The 22,556-nt window shown below is 34.0% G+C and carries 20 protein-coding genes and 1 pseudogene; 11 read left to right on the top strand and 10 right to left on the bottom strand.

Going from position 1 to position 22,556, the window contains the following annotated elements; all coding sequences use genetic code 11:
• Positions 1–3: 3 nt before the first annotated feature.
• The 4 genes from ACFE0M_RS03540 to ACFE0M_RS03525 all read right to left on the bottom strand — a co-directional run bounded on the left by ACFE0M_RS03540 (position 4) and on the right by ACFE0M_RS03525 (position 3,369).
• Entirely contained in the window at positions 4–570 is a 567-nt protein-coding gene (locus tag ACFE0M_RS03540) for a DUF1573 domain-containing protein (protein WP_434544360.1), read from the bottom strand.
• A gap of 27 nt (positions 571–597) precedes the next feature.
• Positions 598–906: a YtxH domain-containing protein gene (locus tag ACFE0M_RS03535; RefSeq protein WP_434544359.1), complete on the bottom strand. Its 309-nt coding sequence runs from the start codon at positions 904–906 to the stop codon at positions 598–600.
• A gap of 96 nt (positions 907–1,002) precedes the next feature.
• On the bottom strand, positions 1,003–2,151 hold the full coding sequence (nusB, locus tag ACFE0M_RS03530; protein ID WP_434544358.1) for a transcription antitermination factor NusB: 1,149 nt from the start codon (positions 2,149–2,151) through the stop codon (positions 1,003–1,005).
• A 114-nt stretch (positions 2,152–2,265) separates the two neighbouring features.
• A complete protein-coding gene (locus tag ACFE0M_RS03525) occupies positions 2,266–3,369 on the bottom strand; it encodes a Glu/Leu/Phe/Val family dehydrogenase (RefSeq protein ID WP_434544357.1) in 1,104 nt (367 codons plus the stop codon).
• 382 nt (positions 3,370–3,751) lie between these two features.
• On the opposite strand from ACFE0M_RS03525, the gene ACFE0M_RS03520 reads away from it, so the two are divergent.
• On the top strand, positions 3,752–5,536 hold the full coding sequence (locus ACFE0M_RS03520; RefSeq protein WP_434544356.1) for an ABC transporter ATP-binding protein: 1,785 nt from the start codon (positions 3,752–3,754) through the stop codon (positions 5,534–5,536).
• An 80-nt stretch (positions 5,537–5,616) separates the two neighbouring features.
• The gene (locus ACFE0M_RS03515; protein ID WP_434544355.1) at positions 5,617–6,045 is read left to right on the top strand and encodes a Fur family transcriptional regulator; all 429 of its coding nucleotides are present in this window, start codon (positions 5,617–5,619) and stop codon (positions 6,043–6,045) included.
• Here the strand turns inward: ACFE0M_RS03515 and ACFE0M_RS03510 are convergent.
• The 6 genes and pseudogenes from ACFE0M_RS03510 to ACFE0M_RS03485 all read right to left on the bottom strand — a co-directional run bounded on the left by ACFE0M_RS03510 (position 6,042) and on the right by ACFE0M_RS03485 (position 10,242).
• Complete coding sequence (locus ACFE0M_RS03510) at positions 6,042–6,437, bottom strand: hypothetical protein (protein WP_434544354.1); 396 nt, start codon at positions 6,435–6,437, stop codon at positions 6,042–6,044. The two genes, ACFE0M_RS03515 and ACFE0M_RS03510, sit on opposite strands and share 4 nt — an antisense overlap.
• 162 nt (positions 6,438–6,599) lie before the next feature.
• A pseudogene (locus tag ACFE0M_RS03505) lies at positions 6,600–7,013 on the bottom strand (putative toxin-antitoxin system toxin component, PIN family).
• Positions 7,003–7,218: a hypothetical protein gene (locus ACFE0M_RS03500; protein ID WP_434544353.1), complete on the bottom strand. Its 216-nt coding sequence runs from the start codon at positions 7,216–7,218 to the stop codon at positions 7,003–7,005. Before ACFE0M_RS03500 ends, ACFE0M_RS03505 begins: the two are co-directional and overlap by 11 nt.
• 123 nt (positions 7,219–7,341) lie before the next feature.
• Entirely contained in the window at positions 7,342–8,103 is a 762-nt protein-coding gene (locus ACFE0M_RS03495) for an ABC transporter ATP-binding protein (RefSeq protein ID WP_434544352.1), read from the bottom strand.
• Positions 8,096–9,118, bottom strand: coding sequence for an iron chelate uptake ABC transporter family permease subunit (locus ACFE0M_RS03490; protein ID WP_434544351.1), 1,023 nt, complete (start codon positions 9,116–9,118; stop codon positions 8,096–8,098). Before ACFE0M_RS03490 ends, ACFE0M_RS03495 begins: the two co-directional genes overlap by 8 nt.
• Complete coding sequence (locus ACFE0M_RS03485; RefSeq protein ID WP_434544350.1) at positions 9,115–10,242, bottom strand: ABC transporter substrate-binding protein; 1,128 nt, start codon at positions 10,240–10,242, stop codon at positions 9,115–9,117. The genes ACFE0M_RS03490 and ACFE0M_RS03485 overlap by 4 nt, the downstream gene beginning before the upstream one ends.
• Before the next feature lie 207 nt (positions 10,243–10,449).
• Between ACFE0M_RS03485 and ACFE0M_RS03480 the strand changes: the two genes are divergently transcribed.
• The 9 genes from ACFE0M_RS03480 to ACFE0M_RS03440 all read left to right on the top strand — a co-directional run bounded on the left by ACFE0M_RS03480 (position 10,450) and on the right by ACFE0M_RS03440 (position 22,475).
• Positions 10,450–10,893: a 3D domain-containing protein gene (locus ACFE0M_RS03480; protein WP_434544349.1), complete on the top strand. Its 444-nt coding sequence runs from the start codon at positions 10,450–10,452 to the stop codon at positions 10,891–10,893.
• A 35-nt stretch (positions 10,894–10,928) separates the two neighbouring features.
• Complete coding sequence (locus ACFE0M_RS03475) at positions 10,929–12,113, top strand: mechanosensitive ion channel (RefSeq protein ID WP_434544348.1); 1,185 nt, start codon at positions 10,929–10,931, stop codon at positions 12,111–12,113.
• A gap of 168 nt (positions 12,114–12,281) precedes the next feature.
• Positions 12,282–12,989 carry a 2-phosphosulfolactate phosphatase gene (locus tag ACFE0M_RS03470; protein WP_434544347.1) on the top strand — a complete coding sequence of 236 codons (708 nt, stop codon included), beginning with the start codon at positions 12,282–12,284 and terminating at the stop codon, positions 12,987–12,989.
• Between the two features lie 66 nt (positions 12,990–13,055).
• On the top strand, positions 13,056–15,131 hold the full coding sequence (locus ACFE0M_RS03465) for a hypothetical protein (protein WP_434544346.1): 2,076 nt from the start codon (positions 13,056–13,058) through the stop codon (positions 15,129–15,131).
• Between the two features lie 184 nt (positions 15,132–15,315).
• Entirely contained in the window at positions 15,316–16,617 is a 1,302-nt protein-coding gene (locus ACFE0M_RS03460; RefSeq protein WP_434544345.1) for a peptidoglycan DD-metalloendopeptidase family protein, read from the top strand.
• 61 nt (positions 16,618–16,678) lie between these two features.
• Entirely contained in the window at positions 16,679–18,967 is a 2,289-nt protein-coding gene (locus ACFE0M_RS03455) for a patatin-like phospholipase family protein (RefSeq protein ID WP_434544344.1), read from the top strand.
• Between the two features lie 95 nt (positions 18,968–19,062).
• Complete coding sequence (locus tag ACFE0M_RS03450) at positions 19,063–19,749, top strand: OmpA family protein (RefSeq protein ID WP_434544343.1); 687 nt, start codon at positions 19,063–19,065, stop codon at positions 19,747–19,749.
• A gap of 9 nt (positions 19,750–19,758) precedes the next feature.
• Entirely contained in the window at positions 19,759–21,765 is a 2,007-nt protein-coding gene (locus ACFE0M_RS03445; RefSeq protein ID WP_434544342.1) for an OmpA family protein, read from the top strand.
• 209 nt (positions 21,766–21,974) lie between these two features.
• Positions 21,975–22,475, top strand: coding sequence for a glycosyltransferase domain-containing protein (locus ACFE0M_RS03440; protein ID WP_434544341.1), 501 nt, complete (start codon positions 21,975–21,977; stop codon positions 22,473–22,475).
• The last annotated feature ends 81 nt before the right edge of the window (positions 22,476–22,556 follow it).

Raw genomic sequence — 22,556 nt, 5'->3', positions numbered from 1 at the left:
TAATTATTGTTTTACTGGTCCGGCATTTGTGTTGTTAGCTTTTGGCTCCACAAATGCTTTAATTGTTAAATTATTGGTAGCTGGCCAAGTATTAGCCGTAATTCTTACTACTTTATTGTCCTGATTCTTTTTACCTCTAGAATTATATTTCACTTCAATTTCTCCTTCTTCCCCAGGAGCAATTGGCTTATCTTTAGGATAAGAAGGAACTGTACATCCACATGAAGAGGTAGCATTTGAAATGATCAAAGGGGCTTCTCCTGTATTTTTAAACGTGAAAACTTTTGTTACAACGTCACCTTCTTTAATCCTTCCGAAGTCATGAACTTTTTCTGAAAACTCCATTTTTGGTAAAGGCCCCTCAGGTTTTTCTTTTGGAGTGTTGTTTTGCACTTGAGGCTTGTTTTGATTAGTAGCCTGTAGTGATGTGTTATTAGCAGTGCTTCCACCATTTCCTTCCAAAGCGGCCACTCTTCTTTCTAAATCAGTCACTCTTTTTTCTAAATCACCATTGCATGCGGTGAATGACAATAATCCTATCGCAAAAACTGCATATATTACACTTTTCATAATTGAGTTATATTATTTAATTGAAATTTATTTTGTTTTCTCTTCTTTGGTTTTGATTTGACCCAACAATGCATCTACATCAGTCAATAATTGCTCTGCTTTTTCTTTGGCAGAGTTCACGACTTTTTCCCCATCGCTTCTGGCAGTGCTCAACCCTAAGTCTTCACCTTCAGAAATGTCGTTTAATAAATCCTCCAACATTTCTTTATATTTACCCAAACGATAAGTCAACTTATCTCTGGTATTTACACCAGTATCTGGTGCGTATAAAATTCCTACAATTGCTCCCGCAGTGGCTCCTGCTAAAAATGCAAACAAGTTACTTCCTTTACTCATAATTTTTTCCTTTAGCTGTCAAATATACTGCACATAAAAAATGATTCAAATGCACATTTAAAGTTTTTTGGTTTTTACGCAAATAGGATGGTGAAGTTATTTGTTATCAATCAAACCTCTACCACTTTTCTTAATTCTATCTTCTTTCTCTAGACTTATGGAGATTTTGTCCAATAAACCATTTACAAATTGCTTACTTTTTTGCGTACTGTAATTTTTGGAAAGCTCAATATACTCATTTATTGTCACTTTAACAGGGATACTTGGGAAATTAAGCATTTCGGCCACTGCCATTTTTAAAATAATCATATCGACTATGGCAATTCTGTCCGTTGCCCAGTTTTTGGCAAAATCAGATATAATTTTCTCATACTCCTCATTATGAACTACGGTTTCTTGAAACAAATTCTTAAAGAATTCACTATCTTCTTCCCAATTGGCGGATAACTCTATTAATTCAATATGTTGGGTCATGTCATCCAATGATTTGATGCTTTTCTTTAGCATCGATTTTAAGGCGGATTTATTTTCTTCCCAATACAAGTCCCTTTCGGCCATAAAATTGGTAATTGCCTCACTTTTCAATATTAATTGACGGGTAATTTGATCCAATACCTCAACATCCTCTTCGAAGGAAGGATCATTTTTAAGCATGTATTCTTTATAGAAATCAGCCTTTTTCAAAATGTCTCTGTACCATTCTTGAACATCTAGCTTGTCATCTTCCCAGCTGGTGCCAAAGCGGGTAAATTCATTTTGCAAGGCATCGTTTTCCCTAATAATCTTGATGGCTTTGTTTTTATACAGATTTAACTCGCTTTCAAAAACCTGTTTGCCACTATCGGATAATCTCTTTTGTCTTTTTTCAACATCTTCCTTCGCCAATTCAGCAAACTCCTCTAAGAGCTTTAAAGAAAGATAATAGTTTTCAAGGAGCGTGTTCACCGCTTCCAACATGTCTTTTTTAATAAAGGAAAGGTCTTTTTTTACATTTGTGTGGAAGAAATCGAGGGCATTACTAACAGCTGAACGAATTTCAGGATTACTGTCCTGTTCTTCTTTTATTTGTCTGGATTGGAAATTTGATTTGAATACTTTCTTGGCAATTTTGGCATTTTGTTTCAAAAGTGCTCTGTCCTGCACTTCCATGGAATTCAAATCAGGGGTAAAGATATCTTCAATATGGTCTAGCGCTAATTCAAAATTTGCATCTTCGCATTTTTGAACCGCATAAAGCGCTTGCATAACTTTAATTCTTAAGGACCTTCTGTTCAGCATAATCAGTAATAAAAAGAACGATAATAAAATAAATAAGGAAGGCAGTTGTTCGCCTTCCTCGCAAAATTAATAATTCAAAACTTAGTAAGCTAATTTCACTTTTCCCATATCAGCCATCCGTTTGTCAGCAATTTCAATAGCGGCTTGGTGAGATGTTTTTCCTTCAGCTTCCGCTTTATTTAAAATTTCAAGGCATTTGTCATAAATCTTCTCAGTTTGCTCTAATGCCAATGGTTTATTGTAGTTTCTCATTAATTCTGGGAAAATATTGATAATCCCACCTGCATTCACCAAAAAATCAGGTGCATAGAAAATGCCTTTATCTTTCAGCATTTCCCCATGTCTGACTTCTTCAGCTAACTGGTTATTGGCTGCGCCTACAATAACATTAGCTTTTAATCTAGCAATAGAATCATCATTGATGGTAGCACCCATGGCACATGGAGCATAAATATCGGCATCCACATCGTAAATTTCCTCTGGCTTTACCACTTTCACTTTATGCTTGTCAGTTACTCTTTTGATATTACTTTCATTAATATCAGTAATGGTAACCTCTGCTCCATCTTCTATCAAATGATCAATCAAATAATGGCCAACTTGTCCTACCCCTTGCACTGCTATTTTCTTTCCTTGCAGATTATCATTACCATAAGCTTTTTTTGTAGTTGCTTTCATGCCCATATAAACACCAAAGGCCGTAACTGGAGAAGGATCTCCACTACCGTTCATTGATTCTGGCAATCCCATCACATAATCGGTTTCATAGGAGATATGTACCATGTCGGATGTGTTCATGTTCATATCCTCAGCGGTGATATATCTTCCACTAAGGCTATCTACAAATCTTCCGAATCTTCTCAAGAATGCTTCATTTTTTAATTTTTTCGGATCACCCATGATGACTGCTTTTCCGCCTCCTAAATTTAAACCGGAAATTGCAGCCTTGTAGGTCATTCCTCTTGATAATCGGAGTACATCAATCAATGCTTCTTGGTCATTTTGGTAAGTCCACATTCTTGTTCCTCCTAAGGCAGGGCCTAAAATGGTATTGTGAATGGCAATTATGGCTTTAAGGCCTGTGGGTTTATCATAACAATAAACTACTTGTTCGTGCCCCATTTCAGCGATTGTATTGAATGCCGAAAATGTTTTTTGGGCTTCTTTTTCATTTAATTCAACCATCTTGGAATTAATTTTGATGTCTAAAAGTCGTTTCCTGTTTCCCTAACTTTCGGGAAATATTACTGCAAAATTAACTTAATTATTGCTGCAAATCAATTATGATTCAAATTGTATAAATCCAATAGTACTGGAGGGATCTTCTTATAATGTAAAATGATTATTTTATAATATACGTATTTTTAAAATATAATTCTGTATTTGGATGTTTCGCAATATTTATTCAATTATCAAAGTCAATTAATTATTTTAGAATTTTATATAAATTGGCTTTAAAATGAATTCAATCCATTAGCTAATAGTATATTTGTGATTCAAAACTATTAATTTTTGTGGATTAAAAGATTGCTTTGAACCATCTACTTCATCAAACGTTGTTAATTTCGTGATAGAATTAAAGCACCTCAATAAATACCTATTTAAATATAAATATTTACTGCTTTTGGGCATTCTCTTTATGATTGTGTCTAATTTTTTTGCAGTATTTCCCGCTCAAGTAGTGCGCTATGCTTTCAATTTGGTGAAGGAAAATATTGAAATGTACCGCATGTTTGAAAACTTCGAATTGCAGGAAAATTATTATGAAATTTTTGCTGCCGCAATATTAATTTATGGTGGGATCATTATCCTGTTGGCCTTAGGTCGAGGCTTATTTTTGTTTTTAGTCAGGCAGACCATTATCGTGATGTCACGTCATATTGAGTATGACTTAAAAAATGAAATCTACAATCATTATCAAAAATTGCCTTTAAGTTTTTACAGAAGAAATAATACTGGAGATATCATGAACAGGATATCCGAGGATGTAAGTAAGGTTAGGATGTATTTAGGCCCTGCCATCATGTATTCGGTAAATCTGGTCACTCTTTTTTGTATTGTGATTCCAATTATGTTTTCGGTAAATGCCACTTTAACTTGGTATTCATTGATTCCACTTCCTTTTCTTTCTATTAGTATTTATTTTGTCAATAATTTAATAAATAAACGTTCGGAAGAAATTCAGCAAAGCCAATCACAGCTTTCCACTTTGGTGCAAGAGGCTTTTTCGGGGATTAGAGTATTAAAATCATTTGTTCGTGAAGAGGATTCCTTGCAAAATTTCACTAAAGAAACCAATAATTATAAATTCAGGGCACTAAAATTAACCTTTATCCAGGCTTTATTTTTTCCGCTGATTATGGGGATGGTGGGATTGAGTGTGATTTTAGTGGTTTATATTGGTGGAGTGGAGGTGATGAATGGTGCAATAAGCGCAGGAAATATTGCTGAGTTCATCATATATGTAAACCTTTTAACTTGGCCAGTTACTTCAGTGGGTTGGGTGACAAGCATTATTCAAAGGGCTGCAGCATCTCAAAAACGAATCAATGAATTTTTGGAAACTAAAACAGAAATTGTTTCTGATAAAAATCTGGAAAAAGAAATCACGGGCGAGATTGAATTTGAAAAGGTCAGCTTCACTTACCCCGATAGTGGAATAAAAGCATTAAAGGAAGTGAGTTTCTCGGTCAAAAAAGGAGAGACTTTAGCAGTGATAGGCACTACTGGTTCTGGTAAAAGCACTATTGCAAATTTGATTACCAGAATGTATGACCCTACTGCTGGGAAAATCACCATTGATGATGTTCCGATTGCAGATTATAAAGTTGAAAATTTAAGAAGTCAGATTGGCTATGTACCGCAAGATGTATTTTTGTTTTCTGATTCAATAAGAAATAATATCACTTTTGGAAGTACGGGATTAAGTGAAGAACAAATGTTGAAAGCCTCCAAAGATGCTGATTTGCATAGTAATATAATTGAATTCCCTAAAGGTTACGATACTGAATTGGGCGAAAGGGGAATCACCCTTTCTGGAGGTCAGAAACAAAGGGTTTCTATTGCCAGGGCTATAGCCAGAGATCCGAAAATCATGATTTTGGATGATGCTTTATCAGCCGTAGATACCAAAACAGAAAATGCCATTCTGAATGCACTAAAGAAAATAATGGAAGATAGGACGAGTGTAATTATTTCACATAGGGTGAGTTCTGCAAAATTGGCAAATTATATCATAGTGCTTGATGATGGAGAGATTGTAGAACAAGGAACAGAAAAGGGACTTTTAGCACAGAATGGGCCTTATAAAGAATTGTATCAGAAACAGCTTCAAGGAGAAGTAGTTGAGTAATAAAAATTATTAAGGCAATAAGATTGCGTTAATTTGAATTCTCTTAAAATTTCCTCATATTTGAAAGAGAAATTAGAGCAATGGAAACAGCAGTTAAAGCAGAAAGCATATTAAAATCCAACGGTTTGCGGAAAACGCATATTAGGTTGGAGATGCTCCAAATTTTTATGGATACTAAGCATGCTTTATCTGTTAATGATTTGGAAAAAAACCTAAAAGCCAGTCATGATAGGGTGACCATTTATAGAGCATTAAATTCCTTTGAGGAAAACGGGATTTTGCATCAAACCCCTGACCCGAACGGAAATATGCGTTATGCAATGTGTTCTGATAGTTGTCCGGAACATGTTCATCAAGATAAGCATGCCCACTTTATTTGTGAGGAGTGTAATCAGACATTTTGTTTGGAGGACGTTAAAATTCCCGATGTGGAATTAGAAAATGGGTATCAGCTTAATAGTATCAGTTACACTATGAACGGCATCTGCAAGGAATGTCAACAGGCTTAATCTTGATTCTTAGCCAGTAGCCAGTCTTCAGCTTCCTTTTCATCTTGAAAGATTTGGTAATCAAAACCTCTTTTTCTGCAAATTGAGGCCCAAAAACTTCCAATTTCTTGAGTTCTTGGATTGATTATAACCGCCATTTTAACTTCCTTGAATTCAGTGAGTTTAAGTTCGAATACCTTTAATAAATTAAAGGCCTCATTGTGAGGCATTTTAAAAATAGTTAGTCTGTAATCCAAGAAAATCAGTTTTTTGTTAGATGCTTGAATGGCTTTATGAATTTTCTCAGCATTTTGCAATACAACACCAAACTGAGTCCGCTCACCTTGACTCACTACTTTTAGGTAATATTTTTCCTCACTTATTTTAATGGCTTTGTTAAAAAAATTCTTCACAGGTTAGTTGATAGTATTGAAGTGCGAAATTAAAGATATTTTTTGGATTTTTTTTAGATGGAGTGTCTATAATATGACAGATGTAACTTTTTGAAAGATAAAAAATATGGATGGGAATTTAACAAATTCTGATTTCAGGATCTGAATAATAAAAAAAACTGCTTATGAGTTGATTTTTAAAAATTCAGTCAAAGTAACAATTTTTGTGTTCTCAATTTCACCTAATATTAATAAATCGGAGTCTCCGGTTATTAGGTATTCTGCATTACTATCAATTGCTAAATTCAATAGGAAATTATCTTTATAATCTCGGCATAAAGATACTTTTGATTTTACTTCAATTAAAACTCCTATCACATTAAGTAATTCAATAAGATTTTGAACATCCTGCTTTTTGAATTATTTTCTAAATTTTTTTTTTCGATTTGCAACTTCAAGAAATTCTTCGATTAATTCTGAAGAAAAAAGCAGTTTAATTTTCTTGCTAGTAATTAATTTATCTAGCTCAAGATGCTTTTTAGATATTAAAAAACTAATCCAAAGATTTGTGTCTATAATTACCCTCTTACTTTTCATATCGAGCCTTGCGGACTTGCTCAACTTCATGAGTAATTTCTTCTAGACTTGGAGCAGATTCTGATTGTGCTCTGAATTTTTCAAGTAAACTGTTAAAATCAGTTATTTTCTCTTCTTTTCTTATTTTTATTAGTTTAAGCTTTGCTAAGTTTTTCAAAAGAGCTTTTGCTTGAGGATTTAATATGTCGATTTGTATAGTTTTCATTTAATCGCTTTATTCAAATATAAAAATTTAATTTAAAAACGTTTAATTAATCTAATCAGTTCATTGGAATACTCAACTTGGTAACACGATTTTAATATATTAATGAAGGTTGATTTACAGACTTTAGGAAAATGAATGACGCAAATACGGAAACGATCTTTCTATTTCACCTTTTGCTATTAATTCCTCTGGCGTTCCGCAAATAATGTTCTCCCCACAATTTGCAAGCCAAACTTCATCAGCCATCTTTAAAGCTACTTCAACTTGATGAGTGCTGATAAGCATTGATTTTTGAGTTTCATCTACTAATTTTCTCAAGAGTTCTAAAACCATATAACGATTATTGGCATCTAAATGAACGGTCGGTTCATCCAAAAGCATCAATTCACCGTCTTGAGCCAAAGCTCTTGCAATCATGGCTTTTTGCAGTTGACCATCACTTATTTCAGTGATATTAGCATTTTTCAAATAGCCTATCGCACATAACTGAATGGCATTATCTACTTTTTCATGATCGATTGACTGTAATTTTCCGGTCCAATTAGTGAAGGGATAACGCCCCATTTCTACTAATTCCTGAACATTCAAATTTCCGCTTTGAACAGGATCGGTTAAAACCAAACTAACTTGCCGTGCAAATTCTTTTGGGCTATAGGTTTTGATTTCTTTCCCTTTCAAAAATACTTTTCCGCTCAGGGCAGGCTGAAGATTGGCCAAGCTTCTAATAAGCGTACTTTTTCCCACGCCATTTGCCCCCAATAAAGCGATATACTTTCCTTTTGGGATGGACAGATTGAGCTTTTCCAACAATCTATTTTCAGATTTACCACTTTTGTAGCCTATAGATAAATCTGTAGTGGTCAATATCTGGGCTGAATTATCCAAAGTTTTTACTGATATTTCTTCTTCTTAAAATTAACCAAATCACCACAGGAGCACCAAAAAGTGAAGTGACGGCATTGATTGGCAATATTAAATCATAATTAGGTACTTGGGCGATCAAATCACAAATTAAGAGCAAACAAGCTCCTAATAATAAAGTAGCAGGAATTAAAATAAAGTGATTGGAGGTTTTGAATAAAATCCTGCTGATGTGTGGTACTGCTAATCCCAAAAAGGCAATTGGGCCACAAAAAGCGGTGACTATTCCTGCCATTATACTAGTGGAAATCACTAAAAATAATCTTACAAATTGTATCCTCAACCCCATGCTGTGTGCATAATTTTCGCCCATCAATAAAGCATTTAGAGGTTTGGCTTGCCAATAACCTAAAATAATACCGACTATAATGACAGGTATAAAAATCCTTAGTTCTTCCCAACTCAGGTTGCCTGTGGCACCAAATGTCCAGAATAGAAAATTTTGAATATCATCAGCTGTGCTGAAATATTGCATTATGCTAACAATTGCGGAAGTAAATGCACCAAACATCAAACCTACCAAAAGCAATGACATACTGTCTTTCAGCCTTATGGAGACCAAAACCACTAATAAAAGCACTATGGAAGAACCTATGATAGAAGCAATTGCCATTCCCCAATAGGCAAAGGTACCGCTTACTCCAATACCCAATAAGACTAATAAAGCAACTCCTAAACTAGCGCCAGAACTTATTCCCAATACAAAAGGGCCAGCTAATGGGTTACGGAAAAGTGTTTGCATTTGCAAGCCAGAAAATCCTAGAGCAGCTCCTGCAAAAACTACTGTTAAAGCTTTTGGTAATCGGTAGGAGAAGATGATATGATAATGAGCATTATCCTGATTTGCACTTCCCATCAAAACATCCATAATATCTGTAAAAGGAATATATACTGAGCCTAAACTGATGGATAAAATAAATAATACCAACAGGAGTGGTATTAGTAAAGCTATGCTTTGATATTTTGATCGCTTTTTCAATGTTTTAGTGGCTGAAAATAAGTTAAACTAGAATCTTCCAGTAAATTTGGGTGCAATAGATTCACATAATCTTTCAAAATCCAATCAGGTCGCATATAACCGGTTTCCAGATAGTCATTGGCGCCATTTTCATTTACCCTTTTAGTGTAAGAAAATACGTTATGATTATTGTAGGCATCGAACAAGGCATATTTTTCATTGGTGTTTTTCAAATTTTCCAAAGAAGAAAAGGAAGCGGCTCCAATCCAAAAATCTGCCTCTTTTGCAACAGTTAAAACAGATTCAAAGCTTAACTCTAAACTTCCTGTTTTTTGATTGGAAGACCATAAATAATGTCCGCCAGCATCTTCAATAAACTTTGCCGCATAACTTTCGCCACCCGGTACATACCAAACATCCCCATACATCAAACCTGTCATTACACTTGGTTTTGGTTCAATTCCAGCTACTTGATTTTTAATTTCCTGATAATTTTTTTTGATAACTCTAAATAAACTATCCCCTGCTTGTTGTTTATCCAATAAAACAGCGGTTAATTTCAACCATTCTGCCCTTCCTAAAGGTGAGTTTTCCAAATAATCTGAATTGAGCAAAACAGGAATTCCTGATTTCTGCAATGGCTTTAATTGTTCCATATTGCTTCCCATAGCATAAGCCATAATAAAATCAGGTTGCAAGGCCATTAATTGTTCGATATTTACCCCATTTTTTCTGCCAATATCATGAAGTGTTCCTTCTGTCGCTGATTTCAAAAGTTTCTCACTGTAGATTAACTTGGTGTTAGGAAAGCCAATTAAAGTTTCACTTTTGCCGAGGGCTGTATAAGGTGAAAGATGGGTAGTAGATAAACAAACAGCAATATTTATGGGTATTTTGATAAAGGCATCGGCCTTAATTTGGGGTTTGTATTTTTTATTCTTGTATAAAATGTATTTAAAGAAACTACTGTCAGTTGAGTTGGGTTTTAGAACGTGGACTTCATAATAGTCATTGAATTTTTCTATTTCCAGAATCTTACTGTAAGAAATTAAAGACTCCCCAGACTTAGAATTTTTAGACTCTTCTGGTGGATTACAAGCGATTATAATCAGGGGAAAAAGTAATAGTTTTAAGTTTAGTTTCATAGAGGTAAAGTTATTAAAAAATGCTTGTTGAAACGTTAAAAGGAAGGATGAAATTTTGCCTTGCCTACTTAGAGTTTTACGAAATACATCTCACTATTAGTTAAGATTTATATGCAATTAACAATGCATATGTCCACTACGGGATGTGATTTTTAGAACAAAACACTATTTTTTTTGTTTTCCTTAGGATTATATATACATTTGACTATGAAATATTTACAAAAAATCAACATAAATCTGTCATTATTTTTAACCATTAGCATATCTATGTTGCTATTGTTTTCCGGTTGTACTGAAAAACGACAAGCGTCCGAGTCCGATGTAACGATGGAGGTAACCGCCACAGCTTATAATTCTGTTGAGAGCCAAACGAAAAAGGGTGATCCTACATTGGCAGCTTGGGGTGATCGCTTAAAACCCGGGATGAAAGCGATTGCTGTTTCACGTGATTTAATAAAAATGGGGCTTGATCACAACAAAAAAGTGGAAATTGAAGGTCTTGAAGGCGTATATGTAGTAAAGGATAAAATGAATAAAAGATGGGAGAAAAAGATTGATATTTACATGGGGCTTGATGAAGAAGCCGCAATCAATTGGGGTAAAAAGAAAGTAACCATAACTTTTAATCCTGAAGAGGAAGTAGAAAATTAATTTCATTAAATATTTAAAAAACAAATTCAAATACTATGATTGATTCTGTACAAAGTTTTTTTGATTCCTTAATGCAAGAGACGGGACTTGCTATTCCAAATATTATAGCAGCTGTTTTGGTTCTTGTTTTGGGTTTTATCATAGCAGGTGCTATAAAAAGGTTTATCTTATATCTATTTAAAAAAGCTTCATTTGACGAAAAAGTGGGGAGCAAGTTTGGTTTAGATTTTAGGATAGACAAGTTTGTTGCCAGCATCATCTATTATATTTTGATCATTTATGCATTGTTAATGGTCTTGGACTATATGGGGCTGGAGGGCGTATTAATCCCGCTTTCTGATATGTTGGATAAAGTATTATTGTACTTGCCTAACATCTTTGCAGCAGCCATTATCATTTATGCAGGTTATGCAATTGCCAACCTCTGTTCGCAAGCCATAGCTTTTTTCTCTGGTCAGATTTTGAAAATCACCGAAAAAGCAGGTGTAAAAAGTTCAATAAATATTGAGGCAATTATCAAGCAATTGGTGTTTCTACTTGTTTTTGTACCTATCATAATCGTTGCGCTTGATACACTGAATATGAAAGTAATATCTGAACCAGCAACAGCAATGCTTGATGAGTTGTTGGCTGCCATCCCTAATATTTTAGGTGCGGTAGTGATTTTACTTGTTTTTTTTATAGGAGGTCGATTTGTTGTTGACGCAATAGTAGAGTTAATGAAAAATGTAAACTTGGATGGTTTGTCTAAGAAGATGTACCTGAACAAGGTATTAGGAGAAGATAAATCGCTTGCTAAATTGATGGGAAACCTTATTTACTTTTTCATCATTTTTGCAGGTGTGATATCAGCAGTCGAGAAACTCGAGATGAGTGTCTTGTCTGAGGCACTTGACGGGCTATTGGTTTTGTCTGGAAATATATTCTTAGGGCTGGTTATTTTAGCTATTGGTAATGCCCTTGCTCAATTTGCTTACAAAACCGTATCTAGCTCAGATAATGGTAAATGGGTTGCAAATATTGCAAGATTTGCGGTGTGGGGTTTATTTATTTCCATTGCATTGAACACTATGGGACTTGGTGAAGATGTTGTAAATCTTGCCTTTGCACTAACACTTGGTGCGGCATCAGTTGCCTTTGCACTTGCCTTTGGATTAGGTGGAAGAGAAGCAGCCGGTAAATTTCTTGATAACTTAATCAATAAAAAGAAATCAAAATGAAGTAGCGGAGTTTAAATTCGCTCGATATATTCGATTGAAACACTGTCAACTTTTATGACAGTGTTTTTTTATTTCAGCTAAAATTCAAGCCTTATCTTTTAATAATATTTTGAAATTTGTTATTACAGTTAATAGAAAGTTTAGATTTTCGCTTGAAATTTTTTGAATATGAAAAATATAGACGTTTGCTTAACCCCTGAGCTTTTACAGCAATATGATCTGAAAGAGAAAATTGTAGTAGTGATAGATATTTTACGGGCTTCTTCCTGCATGGTAAGTGGCTTTGCAAATGGAGTGAAAGAAATTGTGCCAGTATCCACTTTAGAGGAGTGCAAGGACTTGCAAAACCAGGGGTATTTGGCTGCAGCCGAAAGAAACGGCAGTAAAGCAACGGGTTTTGACATGGGCAATTCTCCATTTGAATATTTGGAGGAGAAAGTGAAGGGAGAAAAAATAGCTGTGACTACCACTAATGGGACTTTAGCCATTAATAAAAGTTTGGCCGCTAAAGAAATATTAATAGGGGCATTTTTGAATTTAGGCGTATTAACAGCTTATCTTCAAAACAAAGAAGAAGATATTATAGTATTATGTGCGGGTTGGAAAGGGAAGTTCAATTTGGAGGATACTTTGTTTGCTGGGGCATTGTGCCATCGATTAAAAAATTATTTTGAATTTGCTTGTGATGCTCCTTTAGCAGCAGAAGCCATGTATCTAACGGCTAAAAAAGATATGATGGCTTATATGCAGGACTCTTCACATGCGAAAAGACTCGCAAAATTGGATGTGGTGAAGGATATTGAATTTTGTATTCAAGAAAGTATTTATGATGTAATACCTTATTTATCAGGAAAAGCATTGGTTGCAAAGCGCTAATAATTATAAATGCTTTTAAAAATCCCTTTTATTAATGACTAATAATGATAAAATTGGCTTTCTGATATGCTAAACACTACCTACTCACCTTATTGGCTGATTATTTTTATATTAATGGGCCTGGGTTATGCTTATTTGCTTTACAGTAAAAAGAAAAGCCCATGGAGTCCTACTTGGAATAAGGTGTTGTTTGTGCTACGTACATTAGCTGTAAGCATTATTGCCTATTTATTTTTGGAGCCATTTATTAATGTTCAAAAAACGGAAAGCGAAAACCTGAATATTGTTTTTTTATGGGATGATTCTGAATCTTTAGAAAAAAGCGAAGAGAATTTACAAGCTTATTTTCAATCCATTAAGGAATTAAAACAAGATTTGGAAAATGAAAAAGGTGTTGACGTTCCTATAATTGGGCTTTCGGGCAATACGCTATCTGATCTGGACAGTATTGATAATAGCAGAAATGAAAGCCCTTTAAATAATGCCATAAAAAATGTGTCGGAAAAGACTGGTAATAAGCTGATTGCTGAGGTTGTACTTTTTTCGGATGGTATTTACAATAAAGGAATATCACCCGACTATTATGCTTTTCCCTTTCAATTGTCAACTGTTGGATTAGGAGATACTACTCAAAAGAAAGATATCGCTTTACAGCAAGTAAGGTATAATAAAGTAGCCTATGAAGGAAACCAATTTCCAATTGAAGTGGATGTTATGCAAAATGGTTTTTCAGGAGAGAGTTCAATTCTAAAATTGAGTAAAAGGGGTAAGCAAATCGCTCAAAAAACCATTCTATTTGAGAGAAATGATGAGCTGAAAACAGTACAATTTCTGGTGGAGGCAAAGAGCACTGGCTTTCAAGATTATAAAATTGAAATAGAATCCTTAGAAAATGAGTTTAATCCCAATAATAATGAGAAAAATGCTTATATCAACATAGTGGAAGGTAAAAAAAGTATTTTGCTGTTGGCTCCTTACCCACATCCTGATATAAAAGCTTTGTCTGCTTCCATCACTCAAAATGATAATTATGAATTTAAAATGGTCATTAATGGAATTGATAACGAACAGCTTGAAAATATAGAGGACTACGATTTAGCCATTTTATTTCATTTGCCTAGTAACTCCAATGCATTTATATCGGAAATCAATAAACTGAAAAATGCAGGCACTCCGCTCTGGTTTATTAATGGCTCAAATTTAAATTATCAATTGCATAACGAGCTCAATAAATCAGTTGATTTAAGGCCTTCAAATGAAAAAGACGAGGCTTTTGCCTATTTTAATTCCAAATTTGACCTTTTTGAATTGAATTCTGAGCAAATGGAAATACAAGAGAAACTTCCTCCCGTTTATATGCCTTTCGTGGATCATCAATTTCACCCCTTGTCAAAAACGCTTATGATGAAGCAAGTGGGTAATGTGAAAACACAACAACCGGTATTTGTATTTTACAATGATGATGAAATAAGGCAAGCTACTTTGTTAATTCAAAACTTTAGAATTTGGAGAATGGTAGAGTTTTTAAACACCCAGGATTTTAAGCTTTTTGATGATTGGGTGATGAAAACTATTCGCTATTTAACGGCCGATAATCAAAAAGACAGATTTAAGACATTTCCAATAAAAGAAGCTTTTGCCGATAATGAAATCGTGAAATTTCAAATAGAAATGTATAATGAGGTGTTTGATAGAATTTATGGTGTACCTGTTAGCTTGACTATAAAGAATGAAAATGATAGCGCTGTAAATTATGAATTCACTCCTAATAGATTGAAGCCCGATTTTGAAGTTGGGAATTTGCAAGGAGGAGTATATGAATACATTGCCAAAACAAATATCCAAGGCAAAAAATTTGAGGTCGCTGGACAATTTGTGGTGGATGAATTTGACATTGAAAGCCAAAACTTGCAGGCTGATTTCAATTTAATGAGAAGATTGGCCAAGAAAAATGAAGGCGATTTTTATCAAAAAAATCAATTAGAATCATTAAAAACTTATTTGTATTCAAAAGATTACCCTAAAGCGTTAAGTGGAAAATCTGAGGTTATTCCATTTCATCAAAATTTTCTTCCTTATATAATGATACTGTTATTATTGTTTAGTGAGTGGTTCATTAGAAGATTTTTTGGCTCATACTGATTGGAAATCGGCTTTTTTGTATTAGTTTCGGCTTATTCCAAATGTTTTTAATGGCTTTTTATGTATTCAAAAAGGAATTACTACATAAAAAATTAAACAATTACTTTAAAATAAAGTATCTAATTCATTGGTTTTTAGAAAAATATAATAATATTGCAATACAAACTTCATAGTTTAAACAGAAATGAATAGAAAAATTTTTAGCGCACTCATTTTATTGGTTTTAGGTTTACTAACCTATTTTTTTGTTTTTGAGTATTACGCCACCACAAATCTGGAGGAAAAAGCCAAGGTTGAATATGATTCAATACCATCTGAAGTATTAAAGCCCGATCCTACCATCCTTTATGGTATGGTGGTAGATTCATTTCAAGTTCAAGAACATGCTGTAAAGCGCAATCAAAGTATTTCGGATATACTTTTAGCCTATAATGTATCACATCAAACAATATTTCAATTAGCTAATGTGGCCAAAAATGTTTTTGATGTTAGAAAAATAGCCCCTAACAAAAAATACACAGTAATATACCAAGAAGAAGATTCATTGGCATCAGCAGCGGCTTTGGTATATGAGCCTAATCCCGAAGAATATGTTGTCTTCAATCTAAAGGACTCTATTAATGTTTATGTTGAGAAAAGACCAGTTGAAATAAAAGAGAAAGCCATTAGTGGTACTATACAATCCTCACTTTATGAGGAGATTCTAAAAAATGGAGGTACACCTGAATTGGTCGATTTGGTTGCCGATATGTACGGTTGGCAGATTGATTTTACTAAAATTTATCCTGGTGATCAATTCAAAGTTTTATTTACGGAAAGAACAATCGAGGGAAAATCAGTTGGGGTTGAAGAAATACTTGGAGCTGAATTAATTCATTACAATAACCCATTTTTATCAGTTGCATTCGATCAAGGGGATGGGGTTGATTATTTTGATGAAGAAGGTAAAAGTTTAAGGAAAGCGTTTTTAAGATATCCTGTAAAGTTTACCCGAATTAGTTCAAGATATACAGCCAAAAGATTTCATCCTGTACAAAAAAGATATAAGGCTCATTTGGGCACTGACTATGCCGCACCAACGGGAACCCCAATATATGCGGCAGGAGATGGTGTTATCACTAAATCATTATATGAAAAATATAACGGGAGAAATGTGAAAATTCGCCATAATGCAACCTATTCCACGCAGTATTTGCACATGAATAGGATTGCCAAAGGAATTAGACCGGGTGTGAAAGTAAAACAAGGTCAATTGATTGGTTATGTTGGGAAAACAGGTTTAGCCACAGGGCCTCATTTATGTTATCGATTCTGGAAAAATGGAAAGCAAGTAGATGCTATGAAAGTTGATTTGCCTCCATCCGAACCAATAAAAGAAGAATACCTATCTAATTTTAATCGATATAAGGGTTATATCAAATCTAAGCTAGATGAGATTTCTTATCCTGAAAGTGAAGAAGAAGTTTTAATGGCCGGCATGCAATAAAATCAATTTTGGTTCTTTATCTTTTGAATGAAAATTCAACAAACAGATAAACCCAACTGAAATGTATTTCTATAAAAAGCTATTGCTTTTATTCCTATTTTTAATATTTCAGCAAAATATTTATTCGCAGAAAGTTGGATTGGTTTTAAGTGGTGGCGGAGCAAAAGGGTTAGCTCATGTTGGGGTATTAAAAGCCTTGGAAGAAAATGGAATCCCAATTGATTATGTAATGGGCACCTCAATGGGTGGGGTTGTAGGTGCTTTTTATGCTGCTGGTTATAGCCCTAAGGAAATTGATTCTATAGCACGATCCAAAAATTTTCAAAATTGGATAGACGGGAAATTTCCATATGATTTCAATACTTATTATTATAGAGGTAATCCAAGCCCGGAATGGCTGGAGATCAATTTAGGAGTTGATTCCACTTTTGAAGCTAATCTGCGTCCTTCGTTGGCAAATGATTTAATCTTAAATTTTGCTCTAGGTGAATATACAGCGCAAGCCAATCAAATAGCCGATGAAAATTTCTCAAATCTTCTTTATCCTTTCACAGCTGTAGGAGCCGAGATTTTTACTCAAAAATCAGTATATATGGATAAAGGTAATTTGGGACAGGCTTTAAGGGCTACCATGTCCGTACCTTTTGTCTATAGACCAGTCAAAATTAATGGAGAATATATTTTTGATGGAGGCATTTATGATAATTTCCCTGCAAAAAGATTAAATGAAAAATTTGATCCTGATATTTCAATAGGGGTAAATGTAGCTACTAAAATATTTGAGGATTATCCTGAAGATGATAAAAAGTTGATATCCAATTCATTGCTTTTTATGATTATGGATAAAGTAAATCCGAATGATTTGGGTGATTCCGGTATATTCCTTGAGCCAAATACAGATAACATTACTGGTTTTGATTTTAATAGGGCAGGAGCCATAATTGACAGCGGGTATGCAGAAGCGATGAGAAAAATGCCTGAAATTCTGGAGAAAATCACGAAAAGAAGGAGTCATCAAGAATTTGAAAATTTAAGGCAAGAATTTAAAAAAGAGATAAAGCCACTTAAATTCTCAGATTTTAATTATACGAATTTCAGGCCTGGAGAAAAGAAATATATTAATAAAATCATCAATCCTGAAAATAAATCTGAATTAGATATTTCAGAAGTAAGACGAAATTACTATAAGTTGATTGCGGACCCCTATTTCAACACAGTATTCCCTAAAATAGCTTATAACAAGAAAAAAGAAGCATATTCCTTTAATTTGTCATCCGAAGGCGAACAAAATATCAGGCTTCAAATTGGAGGGAACGTAGCTACTTCTGGTTTGAGCAATTTTTATTTAGGTGCTGGCTATGACCATCTGAATTATTTATTGTTTAATCATAGCACCTCATTAAATATCGGTCAATTTTATAAATCCTTTCAATATAATTTGAAGCTTCATCTTCCTTTCGGATATCAATTTTATGTGACGCCTTTTTTTCATTATAATGGATGGGATTATTTAAATACGGGCAATTTTTTAGATAATAGAAGAGTGTCTCCCATCAATCAATTTGATAGAAATTATGGGATCAATATTGGGGCGCCCATTTTTGATAAAATGAAAATAGAATTGAAGAGTAGTTTATTACGAAAGGTCAATGAATATACTAATCGAGAAAATTATATTTCTTCCGATACATTGGATTTCAACAGATTTTATGGGTTACATCATCAAATTTCTTTGAATTATGCCGATTTAAATCGAAAATTATTTCCATCAGAAGGCATAAAATATGGATTTAGCTTGTCTCATAATTATGGCAATGAATTATTTGAGCCAGGATCAACAACTGAAATTGATCAAAATGAGCAATTACATAACTGGTTTCAATTGGAGGCAGAATTGGAGCGATATTTTCCGTTGAAATATGGGGATATCGGTTTTTCAATTACAACAAAGGCAAGTTCAATTAAGGCTTTTAGTAATTATAGAGCCACCCTTTTAAACACACCTACTTATTTACCTACCTTTGAAAGTCAGGGGCTTTACTTAGAAAATTTCAGAGCCCCGGTTTTCCTTGCTGGCGGGCTAAAATATCAAATTGAGCTTTATAAAAATTTCAATTTTAGAATAGAAGGCCATGCATTCAAACCCTTTTTCAAGTGGGAAGAAAATGCAGATGTAACAAATATGACAGGGCTTATTCCTGATTACCATCTTTCAGCCATGGGAGCCTTATTTTATAAATCTCCAATTGGGCCTATTAGTTTATCAGCTCATTATTATGAAGATAATTCCCCTTTTTTACTTCTTTTCAATATTGGCTATTTGATGTATAATAAGAAGCCACTCGAATAGAATTCTGTCATTTTCATCGAATAATTTTATGCATTCCGATATTAAAACTTAGTTTTGCACAATTATTTTCATAAAAAATCAAAAGAAATTACTATATGAAAGGTTTGTTCTTTATATTAAATATTATCTTTACGTTTTCCATTCAATTGGTTATCGCACAGCCAGGTATGAACTGGGTGGATTTGGAAGGAAAAGTAATTAATAAAGCATTGGAAGGGCCAATTGAGGCTACTTTAACATTGGAAAGTTTACCTTATGGAGCAGATATCAGAGTGTTCCATTCTGATGCTGAGACAGGTGATTTTTCATTTAAAGTTAAAGAAAATAAAGCGTATAAAGTAAAAGTAGAAGCTAAAGGTTACATTGCAGTTGAGGAAGAAATTGAGGTCAGACCTGAAAACGAACCATTAATATTTAGCCTGATGCCTTCTGGTGCAGGTTCAATTTTAAGGTTAGATATAAACTTTAAGCAAAGCAAAGCAGAAATTTTGGAAGGTTCTTATTCAGAACTGGATAAATTATTAAATATGTTAAATGAATATCCTAATATGGAAATTCAGTTAGAAGGGCATACAGATTTTAGAGGTAGTTCATCTGCCAATATGAGATTAAGCGAGAGAAGAGTTAAAGCTGTGAAATCTTATTTAACCTCTAAATCCGTAAGTCCAGATAGAATCAAAACCAAAGCATTTGGAGGCACCCAACCATTAAGTAAGGAAAATACAGCAGAGGCAAAACTAAACAATAGAAGAGTGGAAGCTCGAATATTGAAGACAGAATAATATATTAAAATGAAAAAACTATTATTAGTACTACTAGCATCTTTTTCAACATTTTTTTATTCTAAAGCTCAAGACACTAATTGGGCAGATAGGGTAATTGAGTTTTCATCTGAATTGGAAGAGACTCAATATTCAGTAAAGCAATTACTCGGAAAACCTAATGTATATCCTTGGGGTGAAGGAAGCCCAAGTGCTTGGACTCCTAACAGACCTGGAAGACAGGAGTTTGTAAAAGTAGGTTTCGATAACCCTAAGCCGATTAGACAAATTGCCATTGCGGAGTCATATAACCCAAGTGCTCTAACTAAGATATTCTTTTATGATGAAGCTGGAAATGAATATCTCATGATTGAAAGAGAACCTGTAATTGTAAATCAACCCGGTAGATTTTTGAGATTGTTTACAGAGCTTACGGAATTTAATGTTGCGGCAGTGAAATTAGAATTTGATGGCGGTGCAGTACCCGGCTACTATAGTATTGATGCAATTGGAATTACTGATTCTGAAACCCCTATTGATTTACAGTTGGAATTGGTGCCAAATGTTAAAGAGGAGTTGGTATCGGAGCGTTTGGATGAAAAAGTCAATAGCCCTTATGAAGAATTAAAACCGATATTGAGTCCTGATGGGAGACAGTTGTTCTTTGGAAGAAAATTTCATCCTGATAATATTGGCGGAATTGAAGATTATGAAGATATATGGGTAAGTGATTTGGATACGTTAACCAATGAATGGAAAGAAGCTAAAAATTTAGGAGAACCATTGAATAGTGATGGACCCAACTGGGTAAGCTCCATTACACCTGATGGCAATACTTTAGTGTTACTTATCGGAAACGAATACGATGAAAAGAAAGGTAAAATGTTTTCAGGTGTATCTGTTTCATCTAAAGAAGGAGAAAGCTGGTCAAAACCTGAAAGTCTGAAAATAGATGATTTTTATAATATGTCTGAAAAAGCTAATTTTTATCTAGCGAATAGTAGGAAAACATTGATCATGTCCTTAAAGAGAGATGATTCTTATGGCGACAGAGATTTGTATGTTAGTTTCGAGAAAAGAGATGGAACTTGGACTGCCCCTATGAACTTGGGAGCTAATGTGAATACTGCCACGGATGAAACCTCTCCATTTCTTGCGGCCGATGACAAAACGCTATTCTTTTCTTCTTCTGGATATATAGGTTTTGGAAAGAGTGATATATATATGACTCAAAGATTGGATGATACTTGGCAAAATTGGAGCGAACCTTATAACATGGGTCCTCAAGTAAATTCAAATGGAGATGATTTATTCTTTAGTATGCCAGCTGAAGGTAATTATGCTTATTATACCAAAGAAGATTCTCTGGGAGATATGGACATTTACAGACTACCAATGCCATTATTCAATGAATTAAATCCGGTAATCACCATATCAGGAAGGGTAGTAGATGCCGAAACTCAGGAACCGTTGGATGCAATTGTATCTTATGAAACATTAGATGGCAAAGAAGTAGGGAAAGTTCAAACAGACCCTACTACAGGTGAATATAAAATTGCTTTGCCGGCTGGTCAGGAATATCAATACATTGCAAAAGTAAAAGGCTATTTGCCAATTAGTGAAAATGTGGATTTAACGAATCAAAAAGAATCCAAAAGCTTCAATAATGATATGATAATGGCTCCTATCAAAGAAAAGGCTGAAATCGTGTTAAATAATGTATTCTTTGCATTTGATAGTTATAAGTTCTTACCAAGCAGTATTTCGGAATTAAACAGAATGGTAGAGGTATTGGAAGATAACAGCAAAATTGAGGTGATTATAATCGGCCATACTGATAGTACTGGTCCTGAGGAATACAATCAGGTATTGTCCGAGAAAAGAGCTCAATCCGTGGTTAATTACTTAACGGATAATGGAATTAATAAAGATCGTTTAGAATATGTGGGTAAAGGAGAAACGGAACCTGCGTATCCTAATGATACTAGAGAAAATAGAGCTAAAAATAGAAGAGTCAACTTTAAAGTAGAAAGATAAACTATAGCTATCTAAAGTATCCAATATAAGTTTTAGAAAGCCAGGCAATGCTTGGCTTTTTTTATTGCGATTTTCATGGGCGCTCTTACTGCGGTTCTCAACCATTTATAATAATGCTAATTTAAAGTTTATCATAAATAAGTTCAGTAATTTATACTGCCATTTTTGGCCCCTACGATGATTTAATACCTCAAAGAAAAATTTCCGGTGTGGATTACATCTGTTTTACTGATCATCCTTTTAGATCTAAAATATGGAAAGTGGTTCATGTTGAGCCTGAGTTCGAGGATACGCCTAGAAATAGTAGAAGATTTAAAATCTTGCCTCATTTATTTCTTCAGGATTATGAATATTCTGTTTTTATGGATGGTAATTATCTTGCTAAAATAGATATTACAGATTTTGTTTTGTCAGGGTTGAAAGAACATAAAATGATGATTTATGACCACAATCAAAGTTCTGATGCTAGGGACTGTATTTATGAGGAGTATGAATCTTTATTAAAGTTAGGGAAAAAAAAAGGTTTTTTTAGAGATGATCCCGAAATAATGAAAGCTCAAATCGAACGCTATAAATCAGAAAACTACCCGAAAAATAATGGATTGATTTTTTCTGCTGTTTTAATTCGAAGGCATCATGATCCTGAAGTCGTTAAAATAATGGAAAATGGTGGTTGGAATTGGAAAAAGGAAGCAAGAGAGACCAATTGAGCTTTAACTATACTGCTTGGAAGCTGAATTTTAAACCACATTACATCACAGATAATTTGAGAGATAATGAGAATTTCTTGT

The organism is Marivirga sp., assembly GCF_051117495.1.
Lineage (GTDB): Bacteria > Bacteroidota > Bacteroidia > Cytophagales > Cyclobacteriaceae > Marivirga.
Note: the sequence above shows the minus strand (reverse complement) of the source record. Positions and strands in the feature narration are given on the sequence as shown.